Here is a 23,127-nt window from a genome sequence, read left to right as displayed (position 1 = left end):
CGCATGGTAACGATGTGCGCTGAGGGGAAGTGCCGCGGTCCGTTCCACAAGATCGCGGCCGGGCAGTCGGCTGTCTGGTATGTCGCCCTATGGGTGTGGGCGGTTCCTTGCGTCTCAAGGGCAGCGCTTGTGCGCGTATTGACGGACGTGTCCGCATGCGTCAAAAGGGGGAGCTCCCGGTCGCCCGGGCCACGTACCCTCTTCTGTTGTGCCGAACGCCAACGAAGAAATGTCCAGTGCCCTGAGCCAGGTGCAGCACCGCGCGGTGAACGAACTGCTGCGGGTCGCGCCTGTCGCCGACGATCTCGCCCGCCGCTTCCAGGAGGCCGGGTTCTCACTCGCCCTGGTCGGCGGCTCGGTTCGGGACGCGCTGCTGGGCCGGCTCGGCAATGACCTGGACTTCACGACCGATGCCCGGCCCCAGGACGTACTGAAGATCGTGCGCCCGTGGGCGGACGCCGTCTGGGAGGTCGGGATCGCCTTCGGCACGGTCGGCGCCCACAAGGGCGGTTACCAGATCGAGGTGACCACCTACCGGTCCGAGGCGTACGACCGGACCTCCCGCAAGCCCGAGGTGTCGTACGGCGACTCCATCGAGGAGGATCTCGTCCGCCGTGACTTCACGGTCAACGCGATGGCCGTGGCACTGCCGGAGAAGGAGTTCATCGACCCGCACGGCGGGCTCGAGGACCTCGCGTCGCGCGTGCTGCGTACACCCGGCACCCCGGAGGAATCCTTCTCGGACGACCCGCTGCGGATGATGCGGGCCGCCCGCTTCGCGGCTCAGCTCGACTTCGAGGTGGCTCCCGAGGTCGTCGCGGCGATGGGAGAGATGGCCGGACGCATCGACATCGTCTCGGCCGAGCGGGTGCGGGACGAGCTGAACAAGCTGATCCTGTCCCCGCACCCGCGCAAGGGGCTGACGCTGCTCGTCGAGACCGGTCTTGCCGACCGGGTACTGCCCGAGCTGCCGGCCCTGCGCCTGGAACGTGACGAGCACCACCGGCACAAGGACGTCTACGACCACACGCTGATCGTCCTGGAGCAGGCGATGGCTCTGGAGGCCGACGGTCCCGACCTGACGCTGCGCCTGGCCGCCCTGCTGCACGACATCGGCAAGCCGCGCACCCGCCGCTTCGAGAAGGATGGCCGGGTCTCGTTCCACCACCACGAGGTGGTCGGAGCCAAGATGACCAAGAAGCGCATGACGGCGCTCAAGTACTCCAACGAGCTGGTGAAGGACGTCTCGCGTCTGGTCGAGCTCCACCTGCGCTTCCACGGCTATGGCACGGGGGAATGGACCGACTCCGCGGTTCGCCGTTACGTCCGTGACGCCGGCCCGCTCCTCGACCGGCTCCACAAGCTGACCCGCTCGGACTGCACCACGCGTAACAAGCGCAAGGCTGCTGCCCTCTCGCGTGCGTATGACGGGCTGGAGGAGCGGATCGCCAGCCTTCAGGAGCAGGAGGAGCTGGACGCGATCCGCCCGGACCTCGACGGCAACCAGATCATGGAGATCCTCGGTATCGGGCCCGGCCCGGTCATTGGACGCGCGTACAAGCACATGCTGGAGCTCCGGCTGGAGAACGGGCCGATGGAGCCTGACGCCGCGGTGACCGCCCTTAAGGAGTGGTGGGCCGAGCAGAAGGGCTGAGGCTGTGGAACGGGGTCATGTTTCACGTGAAACATGACCCCGGGGAGACAGAACGAGGTGACGGCGGAGGGGCGGTGTTTCACGTGAAACACCGCCCCTCCGCGTGCGTGCCTTACTTCTTGTAGTCCTTCAGGCAGAGCAGGAAGTCCTTGCCGTCACCGCTCTCGGTGTACGTGTACTGGAAGTCCTTGGCCTCGGACTCGCACTTGCTCGATGCCAGAGTCTCCGTGAGGTAGGCGCCCTCGATCTTCGCCAGCACCTTGTACTGGGCCTTCGCGTCACTGCACTCGACGACCTCGAGATCGGGGTTGCTGTCGTTGGTGCTGCCGCGGTGCATGCAGCTGCCGACGGACGCCGTGTTGGCGTCGTCCCGGCTGGCTATGTAGCCGCCGATGGCCATACCCGCCACGGCGATGACGACCACGATGTTCTTGATGGTCTTGAAGCTGAGCTTGCGACCGGACGGCTGCGGCGGAACCGGAGCGTACGGAGCCGCGCCCTGGGGCGGGAAGCCGGGCTGGCCGGCCTGCTGGGGGAAGCCACCCTGCGGCGGGTACGGAGCCTGGGGCTGACCCGCGGGCTGGGCCTGCGCGAACGGATTGCCCTGGGGCGGCGGAGTAGTCACTTTGGGGGTCCCCCTAGAACATGGATGAGTGACGCGAACATGTCGCGAGATAAGACCCACGTAAGTTATCGGTCCCCACTGACAAGCCAGTAGTCAGGAGTGGCTCTGTGTCATTGATGTGACACTTACTGGCGGCCAAAACGGAACATAGCCACAGCTACCGTCGCGTAGATAACGGCGATCGTGATCACCAGCGGCACGGATCGGCCGTCCGGTGGCAGCATCAGGGCGGCCACGGCGGCGGCCCCGACGAACGCGGCGTTGAAGAGGACGTCGTAAACGGAGAAGATCCGGCCACGGAAGCCGTCCTCGACGGAGGACTGGATGATGGTGTCCGTGGCGATCTTCGCGCCCTGGGTGGTCAGCCCCAGGACGAAGGCCGCGGCCAGCAGAGGGGCGGTGGCGAACGGCAGTCCGAGAGCGGGCTCGAGCAGCGCGGCGGCCCCCGCGCACATGACGATCCAGCCTGCCGGCCCGAACGTGCCCGCGGTCCAGGGCGTCACCACGGCGGCCGCGAAGAAGCCGGCACCGGAGACGCCCAACGCCAGTCCCAGCAGGGCGAGTCCGTCGTCCGTCGTCGAGGTGAGCGCGTACCGGCAGAGCATCAGCAGCATCACCAGCAGGGCGCCGTAGCAGAACCGCATCAGCGCCATCGCCGCGAGCGCCCAGGCAGCCTCCCGGCGCTGTGGCGCGGCCAGATGACGGACGCCCGCCAGCAGGTCGCGGGCGGTGCCCGTGAGGGCGGCACCGAGCCGCTCACGCACCAAGTTCTGGTCAGGACCCAGGAGTTCCCGGGCCATGCTCAGCGTCGCCAGGGCCGCGCACAGGTACAGCCCGGCTCCCACGAGCACCACGGCCGCGTCGGAGTCCGCCACGACCAGGCGGACGACGAAGGCGAGCCCGCCGCCCGCGGTCGCCGCCAGTGTCCCGGCCGTCGGGGACAGCGAGTTGGCGATGACGAGGCGCTCGGTGTCGACCACGCGCGGCAGAGCGGCGGAAAGACCGGCGAGCACGAACCGGTTGACCGCGGTGACACACAGGGCGGAGACGTAGAAGAGCCAGTCCGGGGCCGGACTGAGGATCAGCAGGGCGGTCGCGGACGCCAGCAGGGCGCGCAGCAGGCTGCCGTGAAGCAGGACCTGACGACGCCGCCAGCGGTCCAGCAGGACACCGGCGAAGGGGCCGACGAGGGAGTACGGGAGCAGCAGCACCGCCATCGCGGAGGCGACCGCGGCCGCCGAGGTCTGCTTCTCCGGTGAGAAGACGACGTACGCGGCGAGCGCGACCTGGTAGACGCCGTCGGCGCCCTGGGAGATCAGCCGCACGGCGAGCAGACGCCGGAAGCCCTGGAAGCGCAACAGGACGCGCAGGTCACGGACGACGGCCATGGGGCACAGCCTCACATACGGGGAGGGTCCCCGGGTCATGCGACCCGGGGACCCTCACAGCCCTGGCAGGAGCGACTCGTTGGGGCGCGTCAGCGCTCGACCTCACCCTTGATGAACTTCTCGACGTTCACGCGGGCCTCGTCGTCGAAGTACTGCACGGGCGGGGACTTCATGAAGTAGCTCGACGCGGAGAGCACGGGGCCGCCGATGCCGCGGTCCTTGGCGATCTTCGCGGCGCGCAGGGCGTCGATGATGACGCCGGCGGAGTTCGGGGAGTCCCAGACCTCCAGCTTGTACTCCAGGTTCAGCGGGACGTCACCGAAGGCGCGGCCCTCGAGACGGACGTAGGCCCACTTGCGGTCGTCCAGCCAGGCCACGTAGTCGGACGGGCCGATGTGGACATTGCCCTCGCCCAGTTCGCGGTCGCGGATCTGGGAGGTGACGGCCTGCGTCTTGGAGATCTTCTTCGACTCGAGGCGGTCGCGCTCGAGCATGTTCTTGAAGTCCATGTTGCCGCCGACGTTGAGCTGCATCGTGCGGTCCAGGACGACGCCCCGGTCCTCGAACAGCTTCGCCATGACGCGGTGCGTGATGGTGGCGCCGACCTGCGACTTGATGTCGTCGCCGACGATCGGGACACCCGCCTCGGTGAACTTGTCCGCCCACTCCTTGGTGCCGGCGATGAAGACCGGGAGGGCGTTGACGAAGGCGACCTTGGCGTCGATGGCGCACTGGGCGTAGAACTTCGCCGCGTCCTCGGAGCCCACGGGCAGGTAGCAGACGAGGACGTCGATCTGCTTGTCCTTGAGGACCTGGACGACGTCGACCGGCTCCTCGGCGGACTCCTCGATGGTCTCGCGGTAGTACCGGCCGAGGCCGTCCAGGGTGTGGCCGCGCTGGACCGTCACGCCGGTGCGGGGCACGTCGCAGATCTTGATGGTGTTGTTCTCGGAGGCGCCGATGGCGTCCGCGAGGTCGAGCCCGACCTTCTTGGCGTCCACGTCGAACGCGGCGACGAACTCGACGTCGCGTACGTGGTAGTCGCCGAACTGGACGTGCATCAGGCCCGGCACCTTGGACGCCGGGTCGGCGTCCTTGTAGTACTCGACTCCCTGCACCAGCGATGCGGCGCAGTTGCCCACACCGACGATGGCTACGCGAACCGAACCCATTCCGGTTGCTCCCTGTGTGTACGAGTGAGGCCCTTGAGGGGGCTCTCACGTGGCGGTGTCGTCGGGCGTATCCGGCCTGGGGTCGCCCCCCGGCCGGGGCAGGCCGCCCGACGCTCCAGATGTGGTGTCACGCGAAGCGGGCTCCCCCGGGGCGGAACCCTTCAGGTCCCGCCCCGCCCGTTCGCTCTCGATGAGCTCGTTCAGCCAGCGCACCTCGCGCTCCACGGACTCCATCCCGTGGCGCTGGAGCTCAAGCGTGTAGTCGTCGAGTCGCTCGCGGGTCCGGGCCAGGGAGATGCGCATCTTCTCCAGACGCTCCTCCAGCCGGCTGCGCCGGCCCTCCAGAACGCGCATGCGGACGTCGCGTGAGGTTTGCCCGAAGAATGCGAAACGGGCTGCGAAGGTCTCGTCCTCGTACGCGTCGGGCCCGGTCTGCGAGAGCAGCTGCTCGAAGTGTTCCTTACCTTCCGCCGTCAACCGGTAGACGATCTTTGCGCGGCGGCCGGTGAGGGGCGCGGTCTCGGCGTCGGGCGCCGGTTCCTCCATCAACCAGCCGTTGGCGACCAGCGTCTTGAGGCAGGGATAGAGCGTCCCGTAGCTGAACGCACGGAACACACCCAGCGACGTGTTGAGCCGTTTACGCAGCTCATAGCCGTGCATCGGAGATTCACGGAGCAGGCCGAGTACGGCGAACTCGAGGATCCCGGATCGCCGGCTCATCGTCGCCTCCTCTCTGCCGCGGTACCCGTGTCTCGTACCGATGTCTCGGACCGATGTGTCGAGCGGATGTATCGACTCGATACATCTCGACGATAGAACGGCCTTCCGGATGCGACAAGGGGAGGTGTGGTGAACGGGATCACATCACCGATTCGCCGGACGCGAGTTGCCTGATTTGCGGTGAACTTCGGGCCTCGGCAGGTTTTGGCGGTGCGTAGTCTGTGCGCCATGACCATCGCCGGGAACCGAGTGACGCCTGAGAGCGTCGTCGTCTTCGGTGTAGTACGGGTGCACGCGGGACCGATGAATGCGGAGCCGACCGCATCCGTACTTCGGGGGGACCGGAAACCAGCCGCCGTTTCCAGGCGCGCAAGGGTGCGCCTGCCCGAGGAGTAGTCGTTCGATGAGCGAGCACCGTCGCAAACCGCCGCAGCCGCAGGGAGGCGGACGTGCCGCGGCCCGACGCGGCCAGTCCGGTTCGTCCTCCGGCCGCCGTGCGGCACCGCGAGGCGCCACCGGGTCTCCGTCCGACTCCTATGGGTCGGACTCCTACGGCTCGGGGGGTGAGGAGCGTGCGTACGGCGGCCGTGCCGAGGCCCGGCGTGCGGCGCAGAGAAGTGGGGGCGGTCGCCGTAGAGCGGCCGAACCACCCCGTGGCGGCCGGCGCGCCGCTCCCGGCGGGCCGAACGGGCCCGGACGGGGCAATGCCGGCGCGGTCATGTATGACAAGAAGCGGCTGATCGACTATCCGCGGGCCGGTAAGTACGGCTGGCGCCGCTGGATGCCCTCCTGGAAGCTCATCTCCGGCCTGTGCATCGGTTTCATCGGGAGCCTGGTGGCCGTGGCGGGTATCGGGTACGCCATGGTGGGCGTCCCCAACGAGGAGAACGCGGCGGCGCTGTCGCAGAACAACGTCTACTACTGGGCCGACGGCAGCCAGATGGTGGCGTCGGGCAGCGGCCAGAACCGGCAGAACGTCACGATCGACCGGATCCCCGAGGCCATGCAGTGGGCCGTGATCTCGGCCGAGAACAAGAGCTTCTACCAGGACTCCGGCGTAGACCCCATGGGCATCGCACGGGCTCTGGCGAACATGGCCCGGGGCGGCGACACGCAGGGTGGTTCGACGATCACCCAGCAGTTCGTCAAGAACACCTACCTGAGCCAGGAACAGACGGTCACCCGTAAGTTCAAGGAAATGTTCATCTCCATCAAGGTGGGCACCAAGCTCTCCAAGCCGGAGATCCTCCAGGGCTACCTGAACACCTCGTACTACGGCCGTGGCGCCTACGGCATCCAGGCCGCCGCCCAGGCCTACTACGGCAAGGAAGCGAAGGACCTCACGCCGGGCGAGTGCGCCTTCCTGGCCGCGCTGCTCAAGGGCCCGACCTACTACGACCCGGCGGGCAACGAGGGCATCGACCCCACGGCGACCCGCGATGCCAACCGCAAGCGTTCCCAGGCGCGTTGGGGCTGGATCCTCGAGCAGATGCACAACGACAAGAGGATCACCGACAAGGAGTACCAGGACGCCATCAAGAAGTACCCCATGCCCCAGGACCGCAAGGCGACCAAGGGCATGAGCGGCCAGATCGGCTACCTGGCGGACACCGCCAAGAAGTACGTCCTGAATCACTCCGACATCACGGAGAAGCAGTTCGACCAGGGCGGCTACCAGATCAAGACGACCTTCCAGAAGGACAAGGTCGAAGCGCTGGCCAAGGCCGTCAAGAAGGTCGAGAAGGAGAAGCTCGACCCGGAGAAGCGCGAGCTGGACAAGCACGTCCAGTTCGGCGCTGCGTCGGTGAAGCCCAAGGACGGCGCGATCGTCGCGCTCTACGGCGGTGCCGGCTACAACAACGGCCACTTCAACAACAACGCGGACACCGCCGGTGTCCCCGTCGGTTCGACGTGGAAGCCGTTCGTGCTGGCCGCCGCCATGGAGCACGGCACCTATCGGACCGATGGCAGCCCTCTCTCGCCGCTCAGCAAGTACAACGGCAACGACCATCTCAAGGTCCGGAACAACGACGGCACGTACGTGCTGAAGAAGGACAACACGCCGTTCTTCCAGGAGAACGAGAGCGACCACCCCTGGGGCTACATCTCCTTGCGCAAGGCGATGGAGCAGTCCGTCAACACCCCGTTCGTGCAGCTCGGTATGGACGTGGGGATGAGGAACGTACGGGACGTGGCCGAGAAGGCGGGCATCCTGGACTCCAGCTTCGCCACGCTCAACCCGTCGTTCGCGCTCGGTACGTCGACTCCCAGCGCGATCCGCATGGCCGACGCCTACGCGACGTTCGCCGCCGCCGGCAAGCAGGCCGCTCCGTACTCGGTGACGAGCGTCAAGTCCAACGGGCAGGAGGTTCCCGGCTTCGAGAAGCCGAGGATCACGCAGGCGATGCCCGAGAAGGTGGCGAACAACGTCACGAACGTTCTGGAGAACGTCGTCCAGAACGGTACGGGCAAGAACGCCCTGGCCCTGGGCCGTACGGCGGCCGGTAAGACCGGTACCACGGACGAGAACAAGTCGGCCTGGTTCGTCGGCTACACCCAGCAGCTGTCGACCTCGGTCGCGATGTTCCGTGAGGATCCCAAGAGCGCCAAGCTGCTCTCCATGAACGGCACGGCGGGTGAGGAGTCCATCCACGGTGGTGACACTCCCACCCAGGTGTGGACCGAGTACATGAAGGCCGCGCTGAAGGGCGAGACCGACCTGGGCTTCCCGGAGGCCGAGAAGATCGGTGTGATCCAGGACGAGGTGGGCGCTCCGACGCCGAAGCCGACGCCGAGCGTGGAGCCCAGCGAAACGGTGACCGAGTCGCCGAGCCCGACGCCCAGCGAGAGCTCCTCTCCGTCGCCGTCGCCGACCGACACCTGCGGGTTCTTCGGCTGCGAGAGCGACGGCGGCACGGAGAATGGTGGTCAGGACAACGGCGGCACGGACGGAGGGGTGACCTCCACGCCCACACCGACCGATACCAACGTGGACGGCGGCAACAGCAGAGGCAATGGCAACGGAGGCCTCTTCGGAGGCCCCGGCGGATAGCCGACCGATTGCCCGGCTTGGGTGTTTCACGTGAAACGCGAGGTTGTTTCACGTGAAACACGGGCCGCCGCACCACCTGGTGCGGCGGCCCTCGGTGTTTTGACAGACGCGTACGGCAGGATGTGCGGCATGGCCAGTGCAGAATCGACGCAGACGAGCGTCCATGAGCCGGACCCGGTGCGGCCGACCCAGGAGGACGGCGTCGCCGCGGCCGGCAGCGAGCTGATCGGTGGCCCGCTCGGGCGGCGTGCTCTGCTCGGGACGTCCTGGTGGACTCCTGTGCGGGTGATCGCGCTGGTGGCGATCGGCATGTTCGCCCTCGGACTGGTTCAGAAGGCGCCCTGCTACAACGGCGCGTGGTTCTTCGGTGCCAGCTCGCAGTACACGCATGCGTGCTATTCGGACATCCCGCACCTCTACCAGGGGCGGGGCTTCGCCGACGGGCTCGTGCCGTACTTCGACAAGCTCCCCGGCGACATGCAGTACCTGGAGTACCCGGTGCTGACCGGTGTCTTCATGGAAGTCGCCTCCTGGCTCACGCCCGGCAGCGGCACCATCCAGGACCAGGAGCAGTGGTACTGGATGGTCAATGCCGGGATGCTCATGGCGTGTGCGGCGATCATCGCCGTCTGTGTGACCCGTACCCACGCCCGGCGTCCCTGGGACGGTCTGCTGGTCGCCCTCGCGCCCGCCTTCGCGCTGACGGCGACGATCAACTGGGACCTGCTGGCGGTCGCTCTGACGGCCGCGGCGATGCTGATGTGGTCCCGTGGCCGCTCCCTCGCCTTCGGCGTCCTGCTGGGGCTCGCCACGGCTGCCAAGCTCTATCCGTTCCTGATTCTCGGGCCGCTGCTCGTGCTGTGCTGGCGGGCCGGCAAGTGGCGGCAGTTCGGGACGGCTCTGGGGGGTGCCGTCGCCGCGTGGGTCGTGGTGAACGGGCCGGTGATGCTGTTCGCGTTCGACGGCTGGTCGAAGTTCTACACGTTCAGCCAGGAGCGGGGCGTGGACTTCGGCTCCTTCTGGCTGATCCTGGCGCAGAACTCGGACGACCCGCTCAGCACCGACACCGTCAACACGCTCGCCACGCTGCTGATGCTGGTGGCTTGCGTAGTTGTCGCGGTGCTCGCGCTGACCGCCCCACGGCGCCCGCGGTTCGCCCAGCTCGCCTTCCTGATCGTCGCGGCGTTCATCCTCACCAACAAGGTCTACTCACCGCAGTACGTCCTGTGGCTAGTGCCTCTGGCCGCCCTCGCCCGGCCGAAGTGGCGGGACTTCCTGATCTGGCAAACCTGTGAGGTGGCGTACTTCCTGGGCATCTGGCTGTACCTCGCGTACACGACCAGTGGAGACGCCCACAAGGGGCTGCCCACCGACGGCTACCACTGGGCCATCGGCCTGCACCTGCTGGGCACGCTGTACCTGTGCGTCATGATCGTGCGCGACATCTTCATGCCGGATCGGGATCCGGTCCGCAGGTCCGGGGCCGACGATCCCTCGGGCGGAGTGCTCGACGGTGCCGAGGACGTCTTCGTCGTCGGCCCTGCGGCCCGCCCCCGGCGGCACGAGGCGGCCCAGTTCGACGGGCCGCCGGTCGAGTGGGGCAAGCCGGGCACGACGGGCGGTTCGCTCTGAGCGAACGGCCCCGAGAGGTCGTCCGGGAAACGCGTAAGGCCGTACACGGAGAACCGTGTACGGCCTTCTCGCTGTGTTGCGCCGACGTACTGTGCGCGGGCCGCTCAGCGGTCCACGATGCGGTCGAACTGCGTGGTGGTGTGCCGCAGATGGGCCACCAGTTCCTCGCCGACCTTCGGCTCCGGTGCGTCCGAGGGCACGAACAGGATCGACACCTGCATGTGCGGCGGCTCGGCGAACCAGCGCTGCTTGCCGCCCCAGACGAACGGGGAAAGGTTCCGGTTGACCGTGGCGAGGCCGGCCCGGGCGACGCCCTTGGCACGCGGCATGACGCCGTGCAGCGCCTTGGGAGCCTCCAGCCCCACCCCGTGCGACGTACCGCCCGCCACGACCACCAGGAAGCCGTCGGAGGCCGCCTTCTGCTGCCGGTAGCCGAAGCGCTCGCCCTTGGCGACGCGCGAGACGTCCAGGACCGCTCCGCGGTACTCGGTGGCCTCGTGGTCCCCCAGCCACAGCCGTGTGCCGATGCGGGCACGGAAGCGCGTCTGCGGGAACTGCTGCTGGAGCCGGGCGAGTTCCTCGGCCTTGAGGTGGCTGACGAACATGGTGTGCAGGGGCAGCCGGGCCGCACGCAGCCGGTCCATCCAGCCGATGACCTCCTCGACCGCGTCCGAGCCGTCGGTGCGGTCCAGCGGCAGGTGGATGGCGAAGCCCTCCAGGCGGACGTTCTCGATGGCCGCGTGCAGCTGGGGCAGGTCCTGCTCGCTGATGCCGTGCCGCTTCATCGAGGACATCACCTCGATCACCACACGGGCACCGACCAGGCCGTACACGCCGTCTATCGACGAGACCGAGCGGATGACCCGGTCGGGCAGCGGCACCGGCTCCTCGCCGCGCCGGTACGGCGTCAGCACCAGCAGATCACCGCCGAACCAGTCCTTGATCCGGGCGGCCTCGTACGTGGTGCCGACGGCGAGGACGTCCGAGCCCAGCCGCGTGGCCTCCTCCGCCAGCCGCTCGTGCCCGAAGCCGTAGCCGTTGCCCTTGCAGACCGGCACGAGACCGGGGAACTGCTCCTGCACGTGCTTGTGGTGCGCCCGCCAGCGCGCGGTGTCGACGTAGAGCGTGAGCGCCATGGCCGGACCTGGAACCTTTCTCGTGGTCGCCGTGTATCAGCGGTTGCCGTGTGTCAGCGGTTGCCGTTGTCAGAGGTTGCCGTTGTCAGAGGTATAGAAGCACTGACGTGACGTCAGCGGCGCGACATGTAGATGTCGAGCGCCTTGTGCAGCAGCTTGTTCAGCGGGAAGTCCCACTCGCCCAGGTACTCGGCGGCCTGGCCGCCCGTGCCCACCTTGAACTGGATCAGGCCGAAGAGGTGGTCGGTCTCGTCCAGCGAGTCGGAGATGCCGCGCAGGTCGTAGGCGGTGGCGCCGAGCGCGTAGGCGTCGCGCAGCATCCGCCACTGCATCGCGTTCGAGGGCCGCACCTCACGGCCGATGTTGTCGGAGGCGCCGTAGGAGTACCAGACGTGCCCGCCGACGATCAGCATCGTCGCCGCCGACAGGTTCACGCCGTTGTGACGGGCGAAGTACAGCCGCATGCGGTTGGGGTCCTCGGTGTTGAGGGCCGTCCACATGCGCTGGAAGTAGGACAGCGGACGCGGCCGGAAGTGGTCGCGCACAGCCGTGATCTCGTACAGCCGCTGCCATTCCTCGAGGTCCTGGTAGCCGCCCTGGACGACCTCGACACCGGCCTTCTCGGCCTTCTTGATGTTGCGGCGCCACAGCTGGTTGAAGTTCTTGTGGACCTCTTCCAGGGAGCGGTTGGCCAGTGGTACCTGGAAGACATAGCGGGGCTGGACGTCGCCGAAGCCGGCGCCGCCGTCCTCGCCCTGCTGCCACCCCATGCGGCGCAGCTTGTCGGCGACCTCGAAAGCGCGCGGCTCGATGTGATCGGCCTCGATGTCGCGCAGGCGCTTGACGTCCGGGTTCTGGATGCCCTGCTTGATGGAGGAGGCCTCCCAGCGCCGGATGATCACCGGCGGGCCCATCTTCACGGAGAAGGCGCCCTGCTGCTTCAGGTGCGCCAGCATCGGCTCGATCCAGTCCTGCAGATTCGGCGCGAACCAGTTGATGACCGGGCCCTCGGGCAGGTAGGCGAGATAGCGCTTGATCTTGGGCAGCTGCCGGTAGAGGACCAGGCCGGCACCGACCATCTCGCCGGTCCTGTCGTCGAACCAGCCGAGGTTCTCGGAGCGCCATTCCGCCTTGACATCAGCCCAGGCCGGGACCTGCATGTGGCTCGCGGACGGCAGGCTCTGGATGTACGCCAGATGCTGCTCGCGGCTGATGGTCCTCAGGGTCAGGCTCATTCGGGGCGCTCCTCGGGCTGGTGTGTCCCCATGGGGTCAGGGGCTCCGGCTCTCGCGCGAAGCCTACTGCGCCTTGGGAGCGCGCCGGTTGGGCGTACGGCACCCGCGCCCCGGCCCGTGAGCGGCCGGGGCGCCATGCGATGTTCAGGAGGAGGTGTTCCCTGGCGTCAGTCGATGAGACCGCCGAACAGGCCGCCGTGCGCCATGCCCAGGAAGAACCCGACGCCCGCCGCGCCGAGGCCGAGGATCAGTCCGAAGCGCTCACGGGTCGTCTCCGAGATCCACTGGCCGTAAGCCCCGGTGAGAATGCCCACCAGGCCGGTCCAGGAGCTGAGCAGGTGCAGGTCGTCGTCGACGAGTGCCGAGATGAACGACGTGACGCCCAGCACCAGAGTCACCGCGAGAAACGTGGCCTGGAGGGGGTGGGGCTTTCCGTCCGTGGCGAAGAGGCCGCCGGCGGTGTTGGGTCGCAATGCCTGTGCCATAGGGCACCTCCTGCGAAAGGCGGCGCATCGTAGCGCCATACACACCCGATGTGTACAGATTGGCTGCCCACGCGGCCTGATTTCAACCGCAAGCCGCTGTGCGGGTACTCTGTACCGTCCGCACCGGTGTCTGCCCATGTCACGTCAGGGCTTCTCCACGGAACCCCCGATTGTCAGTGGTGGCCGATACCGTTGCCTACGCATCACAACGCATCACAACCCTCCTGCCACGGAACGACCGTGGCCGCTGAGTCCAAAGGAGGTGGGTTCCACATGCGTCACTACGAGGTGATGGTCATCCTCGACCCCGATGTCGAGGAGCGCGCTGTCTCTCCGCTGATCGAGAACTTCCTTTCCGTCGTCCGTGATGGCGGCGGCAAGGTTGAGAAGGTCGACACCTGGGGCCGTCGTCGTCTCGCGTACGAGATCAAGAAGAAGCCCGAGGGCATCTACTCGGTCATCGACCTGCAGGCCGAGCCTGCGGTCGTCAAGGAGCTCGACCGCCAGATGAACCTGAACGAGTCGGTCCTCCGGACCAAGGTCCTCCGCCCCGAGACCCACTGAGCTCTCCCGCTCAGCTGATCCCGGGATCCGAGTAGCAGCAACAAGCAGCCAGCAGCAAACCCGCCGAGAGGTTCCCCCATGGCAGGCGAGACCGTCATCACGGTCGTCGGCAATCTTGTCGACGACCCCGAGCTGCGCTTCACCCCCTCCGGTGCGGCGGTCGCGAAGTTCCGTGTCGCGTCCACTCCCCGCACCTTCGACCGCCAGACGAACGAGTGGAAGGACGGCGAGAGCCTCTTCCTGACCTGCTCGGTCTGGCGTCAGGCGGCGGAGAACGTCGCCGAGTCGCTCCAGCGAGGCATGCGCGTCATCGTGCAGGGCCGGCTGAAGCAGCGGTCCTACGAGGACCGTGAGGGTGTCAAGCGCACGGTCTACGAGCTGGACGTCGAGGAAGTCGGCGCCAGCCTGCGCAACGCCACGGCCAAGGTCACCAAGACCACCGGTCGCGGTGGCCAGGGCGGCCAGGGTGGTTACGGCGGCGGTGGCGGTGGCGGCCAGGGTGGCGGCGGCTGGGGCGGCGGCCCCGGTGGCGGCCAGCAGGGCGGCGGCGCTCCCGCCGACGACCCGTGGGCGACCGGCGCTCCCGCCGGTGGCCAGCAGGGCGGTGGCGGCGGCTGGGGTGGAAACTCCGGCGGCAGCGGCGGCGGCTACTCGGACGAGCCCCCCTTCTAGGGGCGGGTTCGCACTCACACTTCTTGATCACACAGGAGAATCACCATGGCTAAGCCGCCTGTGCGCAAGCCGAAGAAGAAGGTCTGCGCTTTCTGCAAGGACAAGGTCACGTACGTGGACTACAAGGACACGAACATGCTGCGGAAGTTCATTTCCGACCGCGGCAAGATCCGTGCCCGCCGCGTGACCGGCAACTGCACGCAGCACCAGCGTGACGTCGCCACGGCCGTCAAGAACAGCCGTGAGATGGCGCTGCTGCCCTACACGTCCACCGCGCGCTAAGGAAAGGGTGACCGACTCATGAAGATCATCCTTACCCACGAGGTCTCCGGCCTCGGCGCCGCCGGCGACGTCGTCGACGTCAAGGACGGCTACGCTCGCAACTACCTCATCCCGCGGAAGTTCGCGATCCGCTGGACCAAGGGTGGCGAGAAGGACGTCGAGCAGATCCGTCGTGCTCGCAAGATCCACGAGATCCAGACCATCGAGCAGGCCAACCAGGTGAAGGCCCAGCTCGAGGGCGTCAAGGTCCGCCTGGCCGTCCGTGCCGGCGACGCCGGTCGCCTCTTCGGTTCCGTCACCCCGGCCGACATCGCCTCGGCGATCAAGGCTGCCGGTGGCCCCGAGGTCGACAAGCGCCGCATCGAGGTCGGTACGCCGATCAAGTCGCTGGGCGCCCACCAGACGTCCGTGCGTCTGCACCCCGAGGTTGACGCCAAGGTCAGCATCGAGGTCGTCGCGGCCTGAGTGCCGCGCTCGCTCGCGCAGTGAGCGAGGGGGCCGCATCCTTCGGGATGCGGCCCCCTCGTCGTTTGTGTTTCACGTGAAACGTGGTGTTTCACGTGAAACAGGTCTGCCGAGCCGGGCGGTCAGCGGGTCGCGCTCATCAGCGGGTCGCACCGGTCACGATCCAGCGGCCTGAACGGGTCCGGGCCCACAAGGTCAGCATCCGCACGGTCATCATCAGCGTCATGGTGGCCCAGAGGGCGGTGAGTCCACCGCCCAGTACCGGAACCAGCAGGGCGACGGGCGTGAAGACCGCCAGGGTGAGCAGCATCGCCCAGGCCAGATAGGGGCCGTCACCGGCGCCCATCAGAACCCCGTCCAGGACGAAGACGATGCCGGAGATCGGCTGGGAGAGGGCGACGATCACGAGGGCGGGCAGCGCCGCGTCCTTGACCGCGGAGTCACTGGTGAACAGGGGGAGGAACGCCGGTCGGGTGAGAACCACCAAGACCCCGAGGACGACGCCGACGGCGATACCCCACTCCACCATGCGACGACAGGCTTCCCGAGCGCCCTGGGTGTCACCGGCTCCGAGGTAGCGCCCGATGATGGCCTGCCCCGCGATGGCGATGGCGTCGAGAGCGAACGCGAGCAGGTTCCACAGGGACAAGATGATCTGGTGAGCCGCGATGTCGGCATCCCCGAGACGGGCGGCGACCGCTGTGGCGATCAACAGGACCGCTCGCAGGGAGAGGGTGCGTACCAGCAGGGGCACACCGGCCTGTGCGGAGGCCCTGATCCCGGCGGCGTCCGGACGCAGTGAGGCACCGTGCTTGCGCGCACCGCGCAGCACCACCGCGAGGTAGACCGCTGCCATGCCGCACTGGGCGATGACGGTGCCCCAGGCGGAGCCGGCGATGCCCAGGTCGGCGCCGTAGACGAGCCCCGCGTTCAGAGCACCGTTGGCGACGAAGCCGGCGACGGCGACGTAGAGCGGAGTCTTCGTGTCCTGTAGACCGCGCAGCAGGCCGGTCGCAGCGAGGACGACGAGCATGGCCGGGATGCCGAGTATGGAGATGCGCAGATACGTGGTCGCGTAGGGGGCCGCCGCCTCCGACGCGCCGAACAGATTCACAAGGGCGGGCGCCGTCGGCAGGGTGATGGTGACGAGGGCGGCTCCGAGGAGCAGTGCCAGCCAGATGCCGTCCATGCCCTGGCGGATGGCGGCCTGGAGATCGCCGGCTCCGACGCGACGGGCCACCGACGCCGTCGTGGCGTAGGCGAGGAAGACGAAGACGCTGACGGCGGTCAGCAACAGGGCCGAGGCGACGCCGAGACCGGCGAGCTGGGCCGTGCCCAGATGGCCGACGATGGCGGTGTCGGCTATGAGGAAGAGGGGTTCGGCGACGAGGGCGCCGAAGGCCGGCACGGCCAGCGCGACGATCTCTCGGTCGTGCTGTCTCCGGCCGGCTGGGCGGCGCGCGGGGGCCTGTGTCATGTGCACCAATCTAATCGTCCACAGGTAAGAGATGCAAAGCCTTTGCGGTCCTTACTTTGCGTCCTGGGGTGCGCACTGCTGTGCACCATTCGAAGCGATCTTGAGCCGGGTGGGGAAGTTTTTCTTCTGCACAGCCGGTGGATGGCAAAGCTGCAGGTCAGCGTGGTCTCCTTGCGTGAACCCGGAGCTTGTTCACAGGGCTGTCCACCGGGTCGTGCACAGGTTTCGAGGAGTTCTCCACAGCATTGGGGCCGTCGTCCACATGGCCTGTGGATAACCAGATTGGCTGACGGTGCCGACAGGCCTAACGTGGTTCGGCGCCCGCTCCGTCCGCCGGCTTTCAAAGCGTCACAAAACCGGCGCCTGTTCACCGGAGTTGGGCCTCTCATTTGTCAGTGCCGTGCCGTAGAAAAGAGGGGCACGGCGAGGTCTGCTGCGGCGGACGGGAGGAGGTGGCTCGGTGAGCATTTCCGAGCCCTTGGACGACCCGTGGGCCGACAGCGGACCCAGTGATCGTCTGCCCGCCTCCCGCCGGCGAGGCGACGGGGCCCGGGGTCGCGACGAACAGCACGAGCGCGGCAGGGACGACGGAAACTGGGACGGCGGCGGCAGCCCGGCATTCGAGCGGGTACCGCCGCAGGACATCGATGCGGAGCAGTCCGTCCTCGGCGGCATGCTCCTGTCCAAGGACGCCATCGCCGACGTCGTGGAGATCCTCAAGGGCCACGACTTCTACAAGCCGGCCCACGAGACGATCTACCAGGCGGTCCTGGACGTCTACGCCAAGGGCGAGCCGGCCGACCCCATCACGATCGCCGCCGAACTCACCAAGCGCGGCGAGATCAACAAGGTCGGCGGGGCCTCGTATCTGCACACCCTGGTCCAGACGGTCCCCACGGCGGCCAACGCCGCCTATTACGCGGAGATCGTCCATGAGCGTGCCGTCCTGCGCCGCCTGGTCGAGGCCGGTACGCGCATCACGCAGATGGGATACGCGGCCGACGACGACGTCGACGAGATCGTCAACCGCGCCCAGGCGGAGGTCTATGCGGTCACCGAGCAGCGCACCAGCGAGGACTACCTGCCGCTCGGCGACATCATGGAAGGCGCGCTCGACGAGATCGAGGCGATCGGCTCGCGCAGCGGTGAGATGACCGGCGTGCCCACGGGGTTCACGGACTTCGACTCGCTCACCAACGGCCTGCACCCGGGCCAGATGATCGTCATCGCCGCGCGTCCTGCCATGGGTAAGTCCACGCTCGCCCTCGACTTCGCGCGGGCCTGCTCGATCAAGAACAACCTGCCGAGCGTGATCTTCTCGCTCGAGATGGGGCGCAACGAGATCGCGATGCGTCTGCTGTCCGCCGAGGCCCGGGTCGCCCTGCACCACATGCGGTCCGGCACGATGACGGACGAGGACTGGACGCGTCTGGCCCGGCGGATGCCGGACGTCTCGGCGGCCCCGCTCTACATCGACGACTCCCCGAACCTGTCGATGATGGAGATCCGCGCCAAGTGCCGCCGCCTCAAGCAGCGCAACGACCTCAGGCTGGTGGTCATCGACTACCTCCAGCTGATGCAGTCCGGTGGCTCCAAGCGGGCCGAGAGCCGTCAGCAGGAGGTCTCGGACATGTCCCGTAACCTCAAGCTGCTGGCCAAGGAGCTGGAGATCCCGGTCATCGCGCTCTCCCAGCTGAACCGTGGTCCCGAACAGCGCACGGACAAGAAGCCCATGGTCTCCGACCTGCGTGAGTCCGGCTCCATCGAGCAGGACGCCGACATGGTCATCCTGTTGCACCGTGAGGACGCCTACGAGAAGGAGTCGCCGCGTGCGGGCGAGGCCGACCTGATCGTGGCCAAGCACCGAAACGGCCCGACGGCGACGATCACGGTCGCCTTCCAGGGCCACTACTCGCGCTTCGTGGACATGGCGCAGACCTGATCCGGTCGCTCTCGTGTCTCCGCCGGGAACAGCCGGTCCGGTCGGCACAGTTGCATCGAGCGAGGGACCGGCGCCGCATGGGCGGGGGAACACGGAGATCGAGATCGTCCACCCCAGCAGGGCCCGGGCCCCGGGACGCGGTACGCACGCCGCTCCCTCGGACCACGACGCATTTCTGCAGGAGGACTGTCTCATGACTGACCGGCCCTTGACGCTCATGGCAGTGCACGCCCACCCCGACGACGAGGCCACCGGAACCGGAGGGGTCCTCGCGCGGTACGCGGCGGAAGGCATCCGCACGGTTCTCGTGACGTGTACCGACGGCGGTTGCGGTGACGGACCGGGGGGCGTCAAGCCGGGCGATCCGGGGCACGATCCGGCGGCGGTCGCCTCGATGCGGCGTCGCGAACTCGAGGCGAGCTGTGAGGTCCTGAAGATCAGCGATCTGGAGATGCTCGACTATGCCGACTCCGGAATGGTGGGCTGGCCGAGCAACGACGCCCCCGGATCCTTCTGGCAGACCCCCGTGCAGGAAGGCGCGGCCCGACTCGCGGAACTCATGCGGCACTACCGACCTGATGTGGTCGTCACCTACGACGAGAACGGCTTCTATGGTCACCCCGACCACATCCAGGCCCACCGCATCACGATGGCGGCGCTGGAGATGACCGCTCTGACACCGAAGGTGTACTGGACCACGATGCCCCGCTCGATGATGCAGCGGTTCGGCGAGATCATGCGCGAGTTTCATGAGGACATGCCGGAGCCGGATCCGGCCGAGGCCGCCGCGCTGGCCGAGATCGGCCTCCCCGACGACGAGATCACCACGTGGGTGGACACCACCGCGTTCAGCGGTCAGAAGTTCGACGCGTTGGCCGCGCACGCCAGTCAGGGCGAGAACATCTTCTTCCTCAGGATGGGCAAGGAGAGGTTCGGCGAGTTGATGGGCATGGAGACCTTCGTACGTGTCCGGGACACCACCGGCGCGGCCACACCCGAGAACGATCTCTTCGCCGGACTGCGCTGATCCGCCCGGCGGTCTGCTCCGGCCGGGGCAGACCGCCGAGGAAGCGACAGGAAGCTGAGGCTCCGATGTCCGCCACGCCCGGACGGTCCTGAACGGAGACCCCGGCAGACCGCGTGGGGTCTCAGTTTCCGTCCGGTCGGAAGAATGCGAGCAATTTCTGCGCGGCATCCGGCGACATCAGCAGTTTCTGCACATCCGCGGACATCCGGGCGGCAGCGCTGGTGCGTTCGAACATCTCGCGTTCGTATTCCTTGACGGCAGCGGCGAAGTCGTCCGGGTGAGCGGCCAGCGCGAGACCGAGCGCGGCGCCGTCGAGCAGCGCCATGTTGGCGCCCTCTCCCACCGGCGGCATCAGGTGCGCGGCATCGCCGAGCAGTGTGACGCCGGGCGTCGACGGCCAGGTCAGGCCGACCGGGAGGGTGGTGATCGACCGCGGCACGACCGTGTCGTCGCAAGCCGCGATGAGCGCGGTGAACCGTGGGTGCCAGCCGGGAAGCAGGTCGATCAGCCGCGCCCGGGCGGCGGCCGGGTCGTCGAACGGTATCCCGCTGGTGGTGAACCAGTCCTCGTCGGTGTGGTAGAAGCTGATGCCGATGCGAACGCGGCCGTCGCCGTTGCGCTGCGCCGCCAGGGACACTCCGTTGCCGAGCACCCAGTAGTTGCCGCGCCCGACCATCTCCGCGAGGTCGGGGTGTGTGCGGTCGATGTCGGGAATGCCGATCTCGACGACGTTCTGGCCGATATGCGCCGGGCGGGCGTCGGTGAGCAGCGCGCGGACCCGGGACTGTGCGCCGTCCGCGCCGACCAGCAGGTCGTACGTCGCCGTGCTGCCGTCGGCGAAGTGCAGCAGGCCGTTGTCGGCGGATGTGAAGGCGTGGCCCCAGCGCACCACGCTCTCCGGGAGGGAGTCGAGCAGCAGGTCGCGCAGATCGGCGCGGTCGACCTCGGGCCGGTCGAGCGGGGCGTCGTCGGGCGTGTCCTCCTGGAGCAGCAGCGTGCCGTCCGGTTCGAGAAGACGCATGTCCTGGCCTTCACCACGGGCTATCGCGTGGAACTGGTCGATCAGCCCGGCCTCACGCAGCGCTCGCTGGCCGGAGTGGATGTCGAGCATGCCGCCCTGGCCGCGCGCTCCGCGTGACGATTCACGTTCGTACACGACGGAATCCATGCCGTTCACGTGCAGCACACGGGCGAGAGCCAGGCCGCCGAGGCCGGCTCCGACGATGGCAATGGTCATGATCGCTCCCCCTTCGATGCGCCTGCGCAATCTGTCCGTACAGTCGATACGGCGTACGGCCCGATACACTGTATCGGCCGATGCGATGTATTGTCAGCGACATGTTGGTGTGGGAGAGGCCGGAGCCACCGAATCGACCCGTACCGGCCCCGTTGAGCCGGGAACGCATCGTGGGGGCGGCGATCCAGCTGGCCGACGCGGACGGCCTGGACGCGGTGTCGTTGCGCAAGGTCGCCACGGCGCTGGACGTCCGCCCGATGCGGTTGTACGGCTACATCGCCAGCAAGGAAGAGTTGCTCGACCTGATGGTCGACGCCGCCCACGCCGAGATCCGGCCCGTCGGAGACGGCTGGCGAGAGGTGCTCCGGTCTCTTGCCGACGTCACTCGGCACGCCGTCCACGAGCACGAATGGCTTGCCGATCTACTGGGCGGCCGACCTCAGCTCGGACCGCACGCACTGGCCAGTGGGGAGACCTTGGCGGCCGCCTTGGGCGACGTCGACCTGGACGACGTCATGCCGATGGTCGCCGCGGTCAAGGCGTACGTGATCGGCGCGGTGCGTCGGGAGATCGCCGAGCGGCGTGCCGAGCGGGCCACCGGGATGGACGAGAGGCAGTGGCAGGCCTCACTCGGGCCCTATCTGGAACGGACCTTCGCCACCGGCCGATTCCCTGCGCTGGCCACGGTGGTGCGCGATGCCGCCCACTTGGACGCCGACCAGACTTTCCGGATCGGCCTCGACTTCCTGCTCGACGGCATCGAAGCTCGTATCGCACGGCTCTGAGACCTCACAGGCCGGCAGTGCGATCCCCTGCCGAATGTGCTCGACGTGGAGCTGTCGGGCCGGGTGGACTGGGCTCATGACGACATCTCAGGAAGAGCTCCTCCCCGGCACGCGTCGGGCGTTGCTGCACCGGATCGCCGTCGCGCAGGCCGAAGGGCGGGCGCCGTCGCTCGTCGCGGCCGTCGTGCGGGACGGCAAGACGGTGTGGACGGGCGAGCGGACCTCCGTGGAGGGGCATGCGCCGGACGAGAACGTGCAGTACCGGATCGGCTCGATCACCAAGACCTTCACGGCCGTTCTGGTCCTTCGGCTGCGCGACGCGGGCGCACTGGATCTCGGCGATCCCTTGGAGAAGCACCTGCCGGGCACCGGAGTGGGGGAGGTGACGGTGGCCGAACTGCTCGCGCACACAGGAGGGCTGGCGGCGGAGACGCCGGGGCCCTGGTGGGAGCGGAGCCCGGGGTCCTTGCGGCCCGGGCTCGACGACGTGCTGGGCGAGAAGCACCTGCTGACCCCGCCCGGTCGCCGGTTCCACTATTCGAACCCGGGTTACGCGCTGCTCGGCGCACTCATCGAGAAGCTGCGGGGTGCCTCCTGGGAGGAGGTCCTTCGGCGCGAAGTGCTCGAACCCCTGGAGCTGCACCGCACGAGCGTCCGGCCGCAGGCGCCACATGCCGGTGGCTGGGCGGTGCACCCGTGGGCCGATGTGATGCTCCCCGAGCCCGTCGAGGACCTGGGGCGGATGGCCCCGGCCGGTCAACTGTGGTCGACCACGGGAGACTTGGCGAAATTCGCGGCCTTCCTGGTCAACGGCGACGAGCGGGTGCTGAGCACCGAGTCGCTGCGGGAGATGAGGACGCCGGCCGCACCACACGAAGCGGGGGACGTGGCGAGCGGCTACGCCTACTGCCTGGGCATGGAGATCAGGCGGCGGAACGGGCGGTCCCTCGTCGGCCACACTGGCTCGCTGCCCGGCTTCCTCGCGTGCCTCATGATCAGTGTCGAGGACGACGTGGCCGCGGTCGCCCTGGCCAACAGCACGTCCGGGCCACTGCTGTTCCCCGTGGCGGCCGATCTGGTCCGCATCGTCGCCGAGGCGGAACCGCGCATCCCCGCCCCGTGGAAGCCTGCGACCGCTGTCGACCCGTCGCTGCTGGAGCTGACGGGGCAGTGGTACTGGGGGACACATGTTTTCGCCCTGCGGCTGATGGCCGACGGGCTCGTATCGCTGGGGCCGCTGTCCGGCAGCGGCCGCCGCTCCCGCTTCCGCCCGAACGGCGACGGCACGTGGACCGGGATGGAGGGCTACTACGCCGGTGAGCTCCTGAAGGCCCTACGGCGGCCGGACGGAACCGTGAGCCACCTGGACCTCGGATCGTTCGTGTTCACGCGGCAGCCGTACGACGAAGGGGCTCCTGTGCCGGGTGGGGTCGATCCGGAGGGATGGCGCGGGATCGGTTAGCCGGCGCTGTGGGAGGGTGCGCTGTTTCACGTGACTGGGAGGCCGTGCAGCCGCTGGCGGAGCAGGGGTGGCGGCTGTGGCATCCCTTCGACCCCACCCGGGCGGAGGCCGCGCT

20 protein-coding genes are annotated in these 23,127 nt (G+C 68.0%); 11 read left to right on the top strand and 9 right to left on the bottom strand.

The window, feature by feature from the left end:
• The first annotated feature begins 208 nt into the window (after positions 1–208).
• Positions 209–1,654, top strand: a complete 1,446-nt coding sequence (locus ABZ016_RS30870) for a CCA tRNA nucleotidyltransferase (RefSeq protein ID WP_356919987.1) — start codon at positions 209–211, stop codon at positions 1,652–1,654.
• Between the two features lie 112 nt (positions 1,655–1,766).
• On the opposite strand, the gene ABZ016_RS30865 is transcribed toward ABZ016_RS30870, so the two are convergent.
• The 4 genes from ABZ016_RS30865 to ABZ016_RS30850 all read right to left on the bottom strand — a co-directional run bounded on the left by ABZ016_RS30865 (position 1,767) and on the right by ABZ016_RS30850 (position 5,559).
• On the bottom strand, positions 1,767–2,279 hold the full coding sequence (locus tag ABZ016_RS30865) for a hypothetical protein (RefSeq protein WP_356919986.1): 513 nt from the start codon (positions 2,277–2,279) through the stop codon (positions 1,767–1,769).
• Positions 2,280–2,404: 125 nt separating this feature from the next.
• Entirely contained in the window at positions 2,405–3,667 is a 1,263-nt protein-coding gene (locus tag ABZ016_RS30860) for an MFS transporter (RefSeq protein WP_356919985.1), read from the bottom strand.
• A gap of 89 nt (positions 3,668–3,756) precedes the next feature.
• Positions 3,757–4,839 carry an inositol-3-phosphate synthase gene (locus tag ABZ016_RS30855; RefSeq protein WP_356919984.1) on the bottom strand — a complete coding sequence of 361 codons (1,083 nt, stop codon included), beginning with the start codon at positions 4,837–4,839 and terminating at the stop codon, positions 3,757–3,759.
• Between the two features lie 45 nt (positions 4,840–4,884).
• Positions 4,885–5,559 (bottom strand): PadR family transcriptional regulator, encoded by a 675-nt coding sequence (locus tag ABZ016_RS30850; RefSeq protein ID WP_356919983.1) that lies wholly within the window; start codon positions 5,557–5,559, stop codon positions 4,885–4,887.
• A gap of 781 nt (positions 5,560–6,340) precedes the next feature.
• On the opposite strand from ABZ016_RS30850, the gene ABZ016_RS30845 reads away from it, so the two are divergent.
• Complete coding sequence (locus ABZ016_RS30845; RefSeq protein WP_356920063.1) at positions 6,341–8,611, top strand: transglycosylase domain-containing protein; 2,271 nt, start codon at positions 6,341–6,343, stop codon at positions 8,609–8,611.
• A 120-nt stretch (positions 8,612–8,731) separates the two neighbouring features.
• The gene (locus ABZ016_RS30840) at positions 8,732–10,243 is read left to right on the top strand and encodes a glycosyltransferase 87 family protein (RefSeq protein ID WP_356920062.1); all 1,512 of its coding nucleotides are present in this window, start codon (positions 8,732–8,734) and stop codon (positions 10,241–10,243) included.
• A 104-nt stretch (positions 10,244–10,347) separates the two neighbouring features.
• Here ABZ016_RS30840 and ABZ016_RS30835 read toward each other — a convergent pair whose 3' ends face one another.
• The 3 genes from ABZ016_RS30835 to ABZ016_RS30825 form a co-directional block, all read right to left on the bottom strand.
• On the bottom strand, positions 10,348–11,379 hold the full coding sequence (locus ABZ016_RS30835) for an alanine racemase (protein WP_356919982.1): 1,032 nt from the start codon (positions 11,377–11,379) through the stop codon (positions 10,348–10,350).
• A gap of 113 nt (positions 11,380–11,492) precedes the next feature.
• Positions 11,493–12,614: a peptidoglycan bridge formation glycyltransferase FemX gene (gene femX / locus ABZ016_RS30830; RefSeq protein WP_003991488.1), complete on the bottom strand. Its 1,122-nt coding sequence runs from the start codon at positions 12,612–12,614 to the stop codon at positions 11,493–11,495.
• Positions 12,615–12,781: 167 nt separating this feature from the next.
• The gene (locus tag ABZ016_RS30825) at positions 12,782–13,099 is read right to left on the bottom strand and encodes a hypothetical protein (protein ID WP_356919981.1); all 318 of its coding nucleotides are present in this window, start codon (positions 13,097–13,099) and stop codon (positions 12,782–12,784) included.
• A gap of 273 nt (positions 13,100–13,372) precedes the next feature.
• On the opposite strand from ABZ016_RS30825, the gene rpsF reads away from it, so the two are divergent.
• The 4 genes from rpsF (at position 13,373) to rplI (ending at position 15,082) form a co-directional block, all read left to right on the top strand.
• A complete protein-coding gene (gene rpsF / locus ABZ016_RS30820) occupies positions 13,373–13,663 on the top strand; it encodes a 30S ribosomal protein S6 (RefSeq protein WP_003991486.1) in 291 nt (96 codons plus the stop codon).
• 78 nt (positions 13,664–13,741) lie between these two features.
• The gene (locus ABZ016_RS30815; protein WP_356919980.1) at positions 13,742–14,335 is read left to right on the top strand and encodes a single-stranded DNA-binding protein; all 594 of its coding nucleotides are present in this window, start codon (positions 13,742–13,744) and stop codon (positions 14,333–14,335) included.
• 45 nt (positions 14,336–14,380) lie between these two features.
• Positions 14,381–14,617, top strand: coding sequence for a 30S ribosomal protein S18 (gene rpsR, locus ABZ016_RS30810; RefSeq protein ID WP_003949403.1), 237 nt, complete (start codon positions 14,381–14,383; stop codon positions 14,615–14,617).
• A gap of 18 nt (positions 14,618–14,635) precedes the next feature.
• Positions 14,636–15,082: a 50S ribosomal protein L9 gene (gene rplI / locus ABZ016_RS30805; RefSeq protein ID WP_003991484.1), complete on the top strand. Its 447-nt coding sequence runs from the start codon at positions 14,636–14,638 to the stop codon at positions 15,080–15,082.
• Positions 15,083–15,221: 139 nt separating this feature from the next.
• Here rplI and ABZ016_RS30800 read toward each other — a convergent pair whose 3' ends face one another.
• Positions 15,222–16,559: an MATE family efflux transporter gene (locus ABZ016_RS30800; protein WP_356919979.1), complete on the bottom strand. Its 1,338-nt coding sequence runs from the start codon at positions 16,557–16,559 to the stop codon at positions 15,222–15,224.
• A 460-nt stretch (positions 16,560–17,019) separates the two neighbouring features.
• Between ABZ016_RS30800 and dnaB the strand changes: the two genes are divergently transcribed.
• On the top strand, positions 17,020–18,501 hold the full coding sequence (gene dnaB / locus ABZ016_RS30795; protein WP_356919978.1) for a replicative DNA helicase: 1,482 nt from the start codon (positions 17,020–17,022) through the stop codon (positions 18,499–18,501).
• Positions 18,502–18,694: 193 nt separating this feature from the next.
• A complete protein-coding gene (locus ABZ016_RS30790; protein ID WP_356919977.1) occupies positions 18,695–19,528 on the top strand; it encodes a PIG-L family deacetylase in 834 nt (277 codons plus the stop codon).
• A gap of 121 nt (positions 19,529–19,649) precedes the next feature.
• Here the strand turns inward: ABZ016_RS30790 and ABZ016_RS30785 are convergent, their stop codons facing one another.
• Positions 19,650–20,765 (bottom strand): FAD-dependent monooxygenase, encoded by a 1,116-nt coding sequence (locus ABZ016_RS30785; RefSeq protein WP_356919976.1) that lies wholly within the window; start codon positions 20,763–20,765, stop codon positions 19,650–19,652.
• A 101-nt stretch (positions 20,766–20,866) separates the two neighbouring features.
• Here ABZ016_RS30785 and ABZ016_RS30780 point away from each other — a divergent pair, with 101 nt between their 5' ends.
• On the top strand, positions 20,867–21,550 hold the full coding sequence (locus ABZ016_RS30780; protein ID WP_356919975.1) for a TetR/AcrR family transcriptional regulator C-terminal domain-containing protein: 684 nt from the start codon (positions 20,867–20,869) through the stop codon (positions 21,548–21,550).
• Positions 21,551–21,626: 76 nt separating this feature from the next.
• Positions 21,627–23,012, top strand: a complete 1,386-nt coding sequence (locus ABZ016_RS30775) for a serine hydrolase domain-containing protein (RefSeq protein ID WP_356919974.1) — start codon at positions 21,627–21,629, stop codon at positions 23,010–23,012.
• Positions 23,013–23,127: the final 115 nt, after the last annotated feature.

Source organism: Streptomyces sp. NPDC006372, assembly GCF_040612515.1.
Taxonomy (GTDB): Bacteria; Actinomycetota; Actinomycetes; order Streptomycetales; family Streptomycetaceae; genus Streptomyces.
This window is presented reverse-complemented; position numbering and strand designations above follow the sequence as displayed.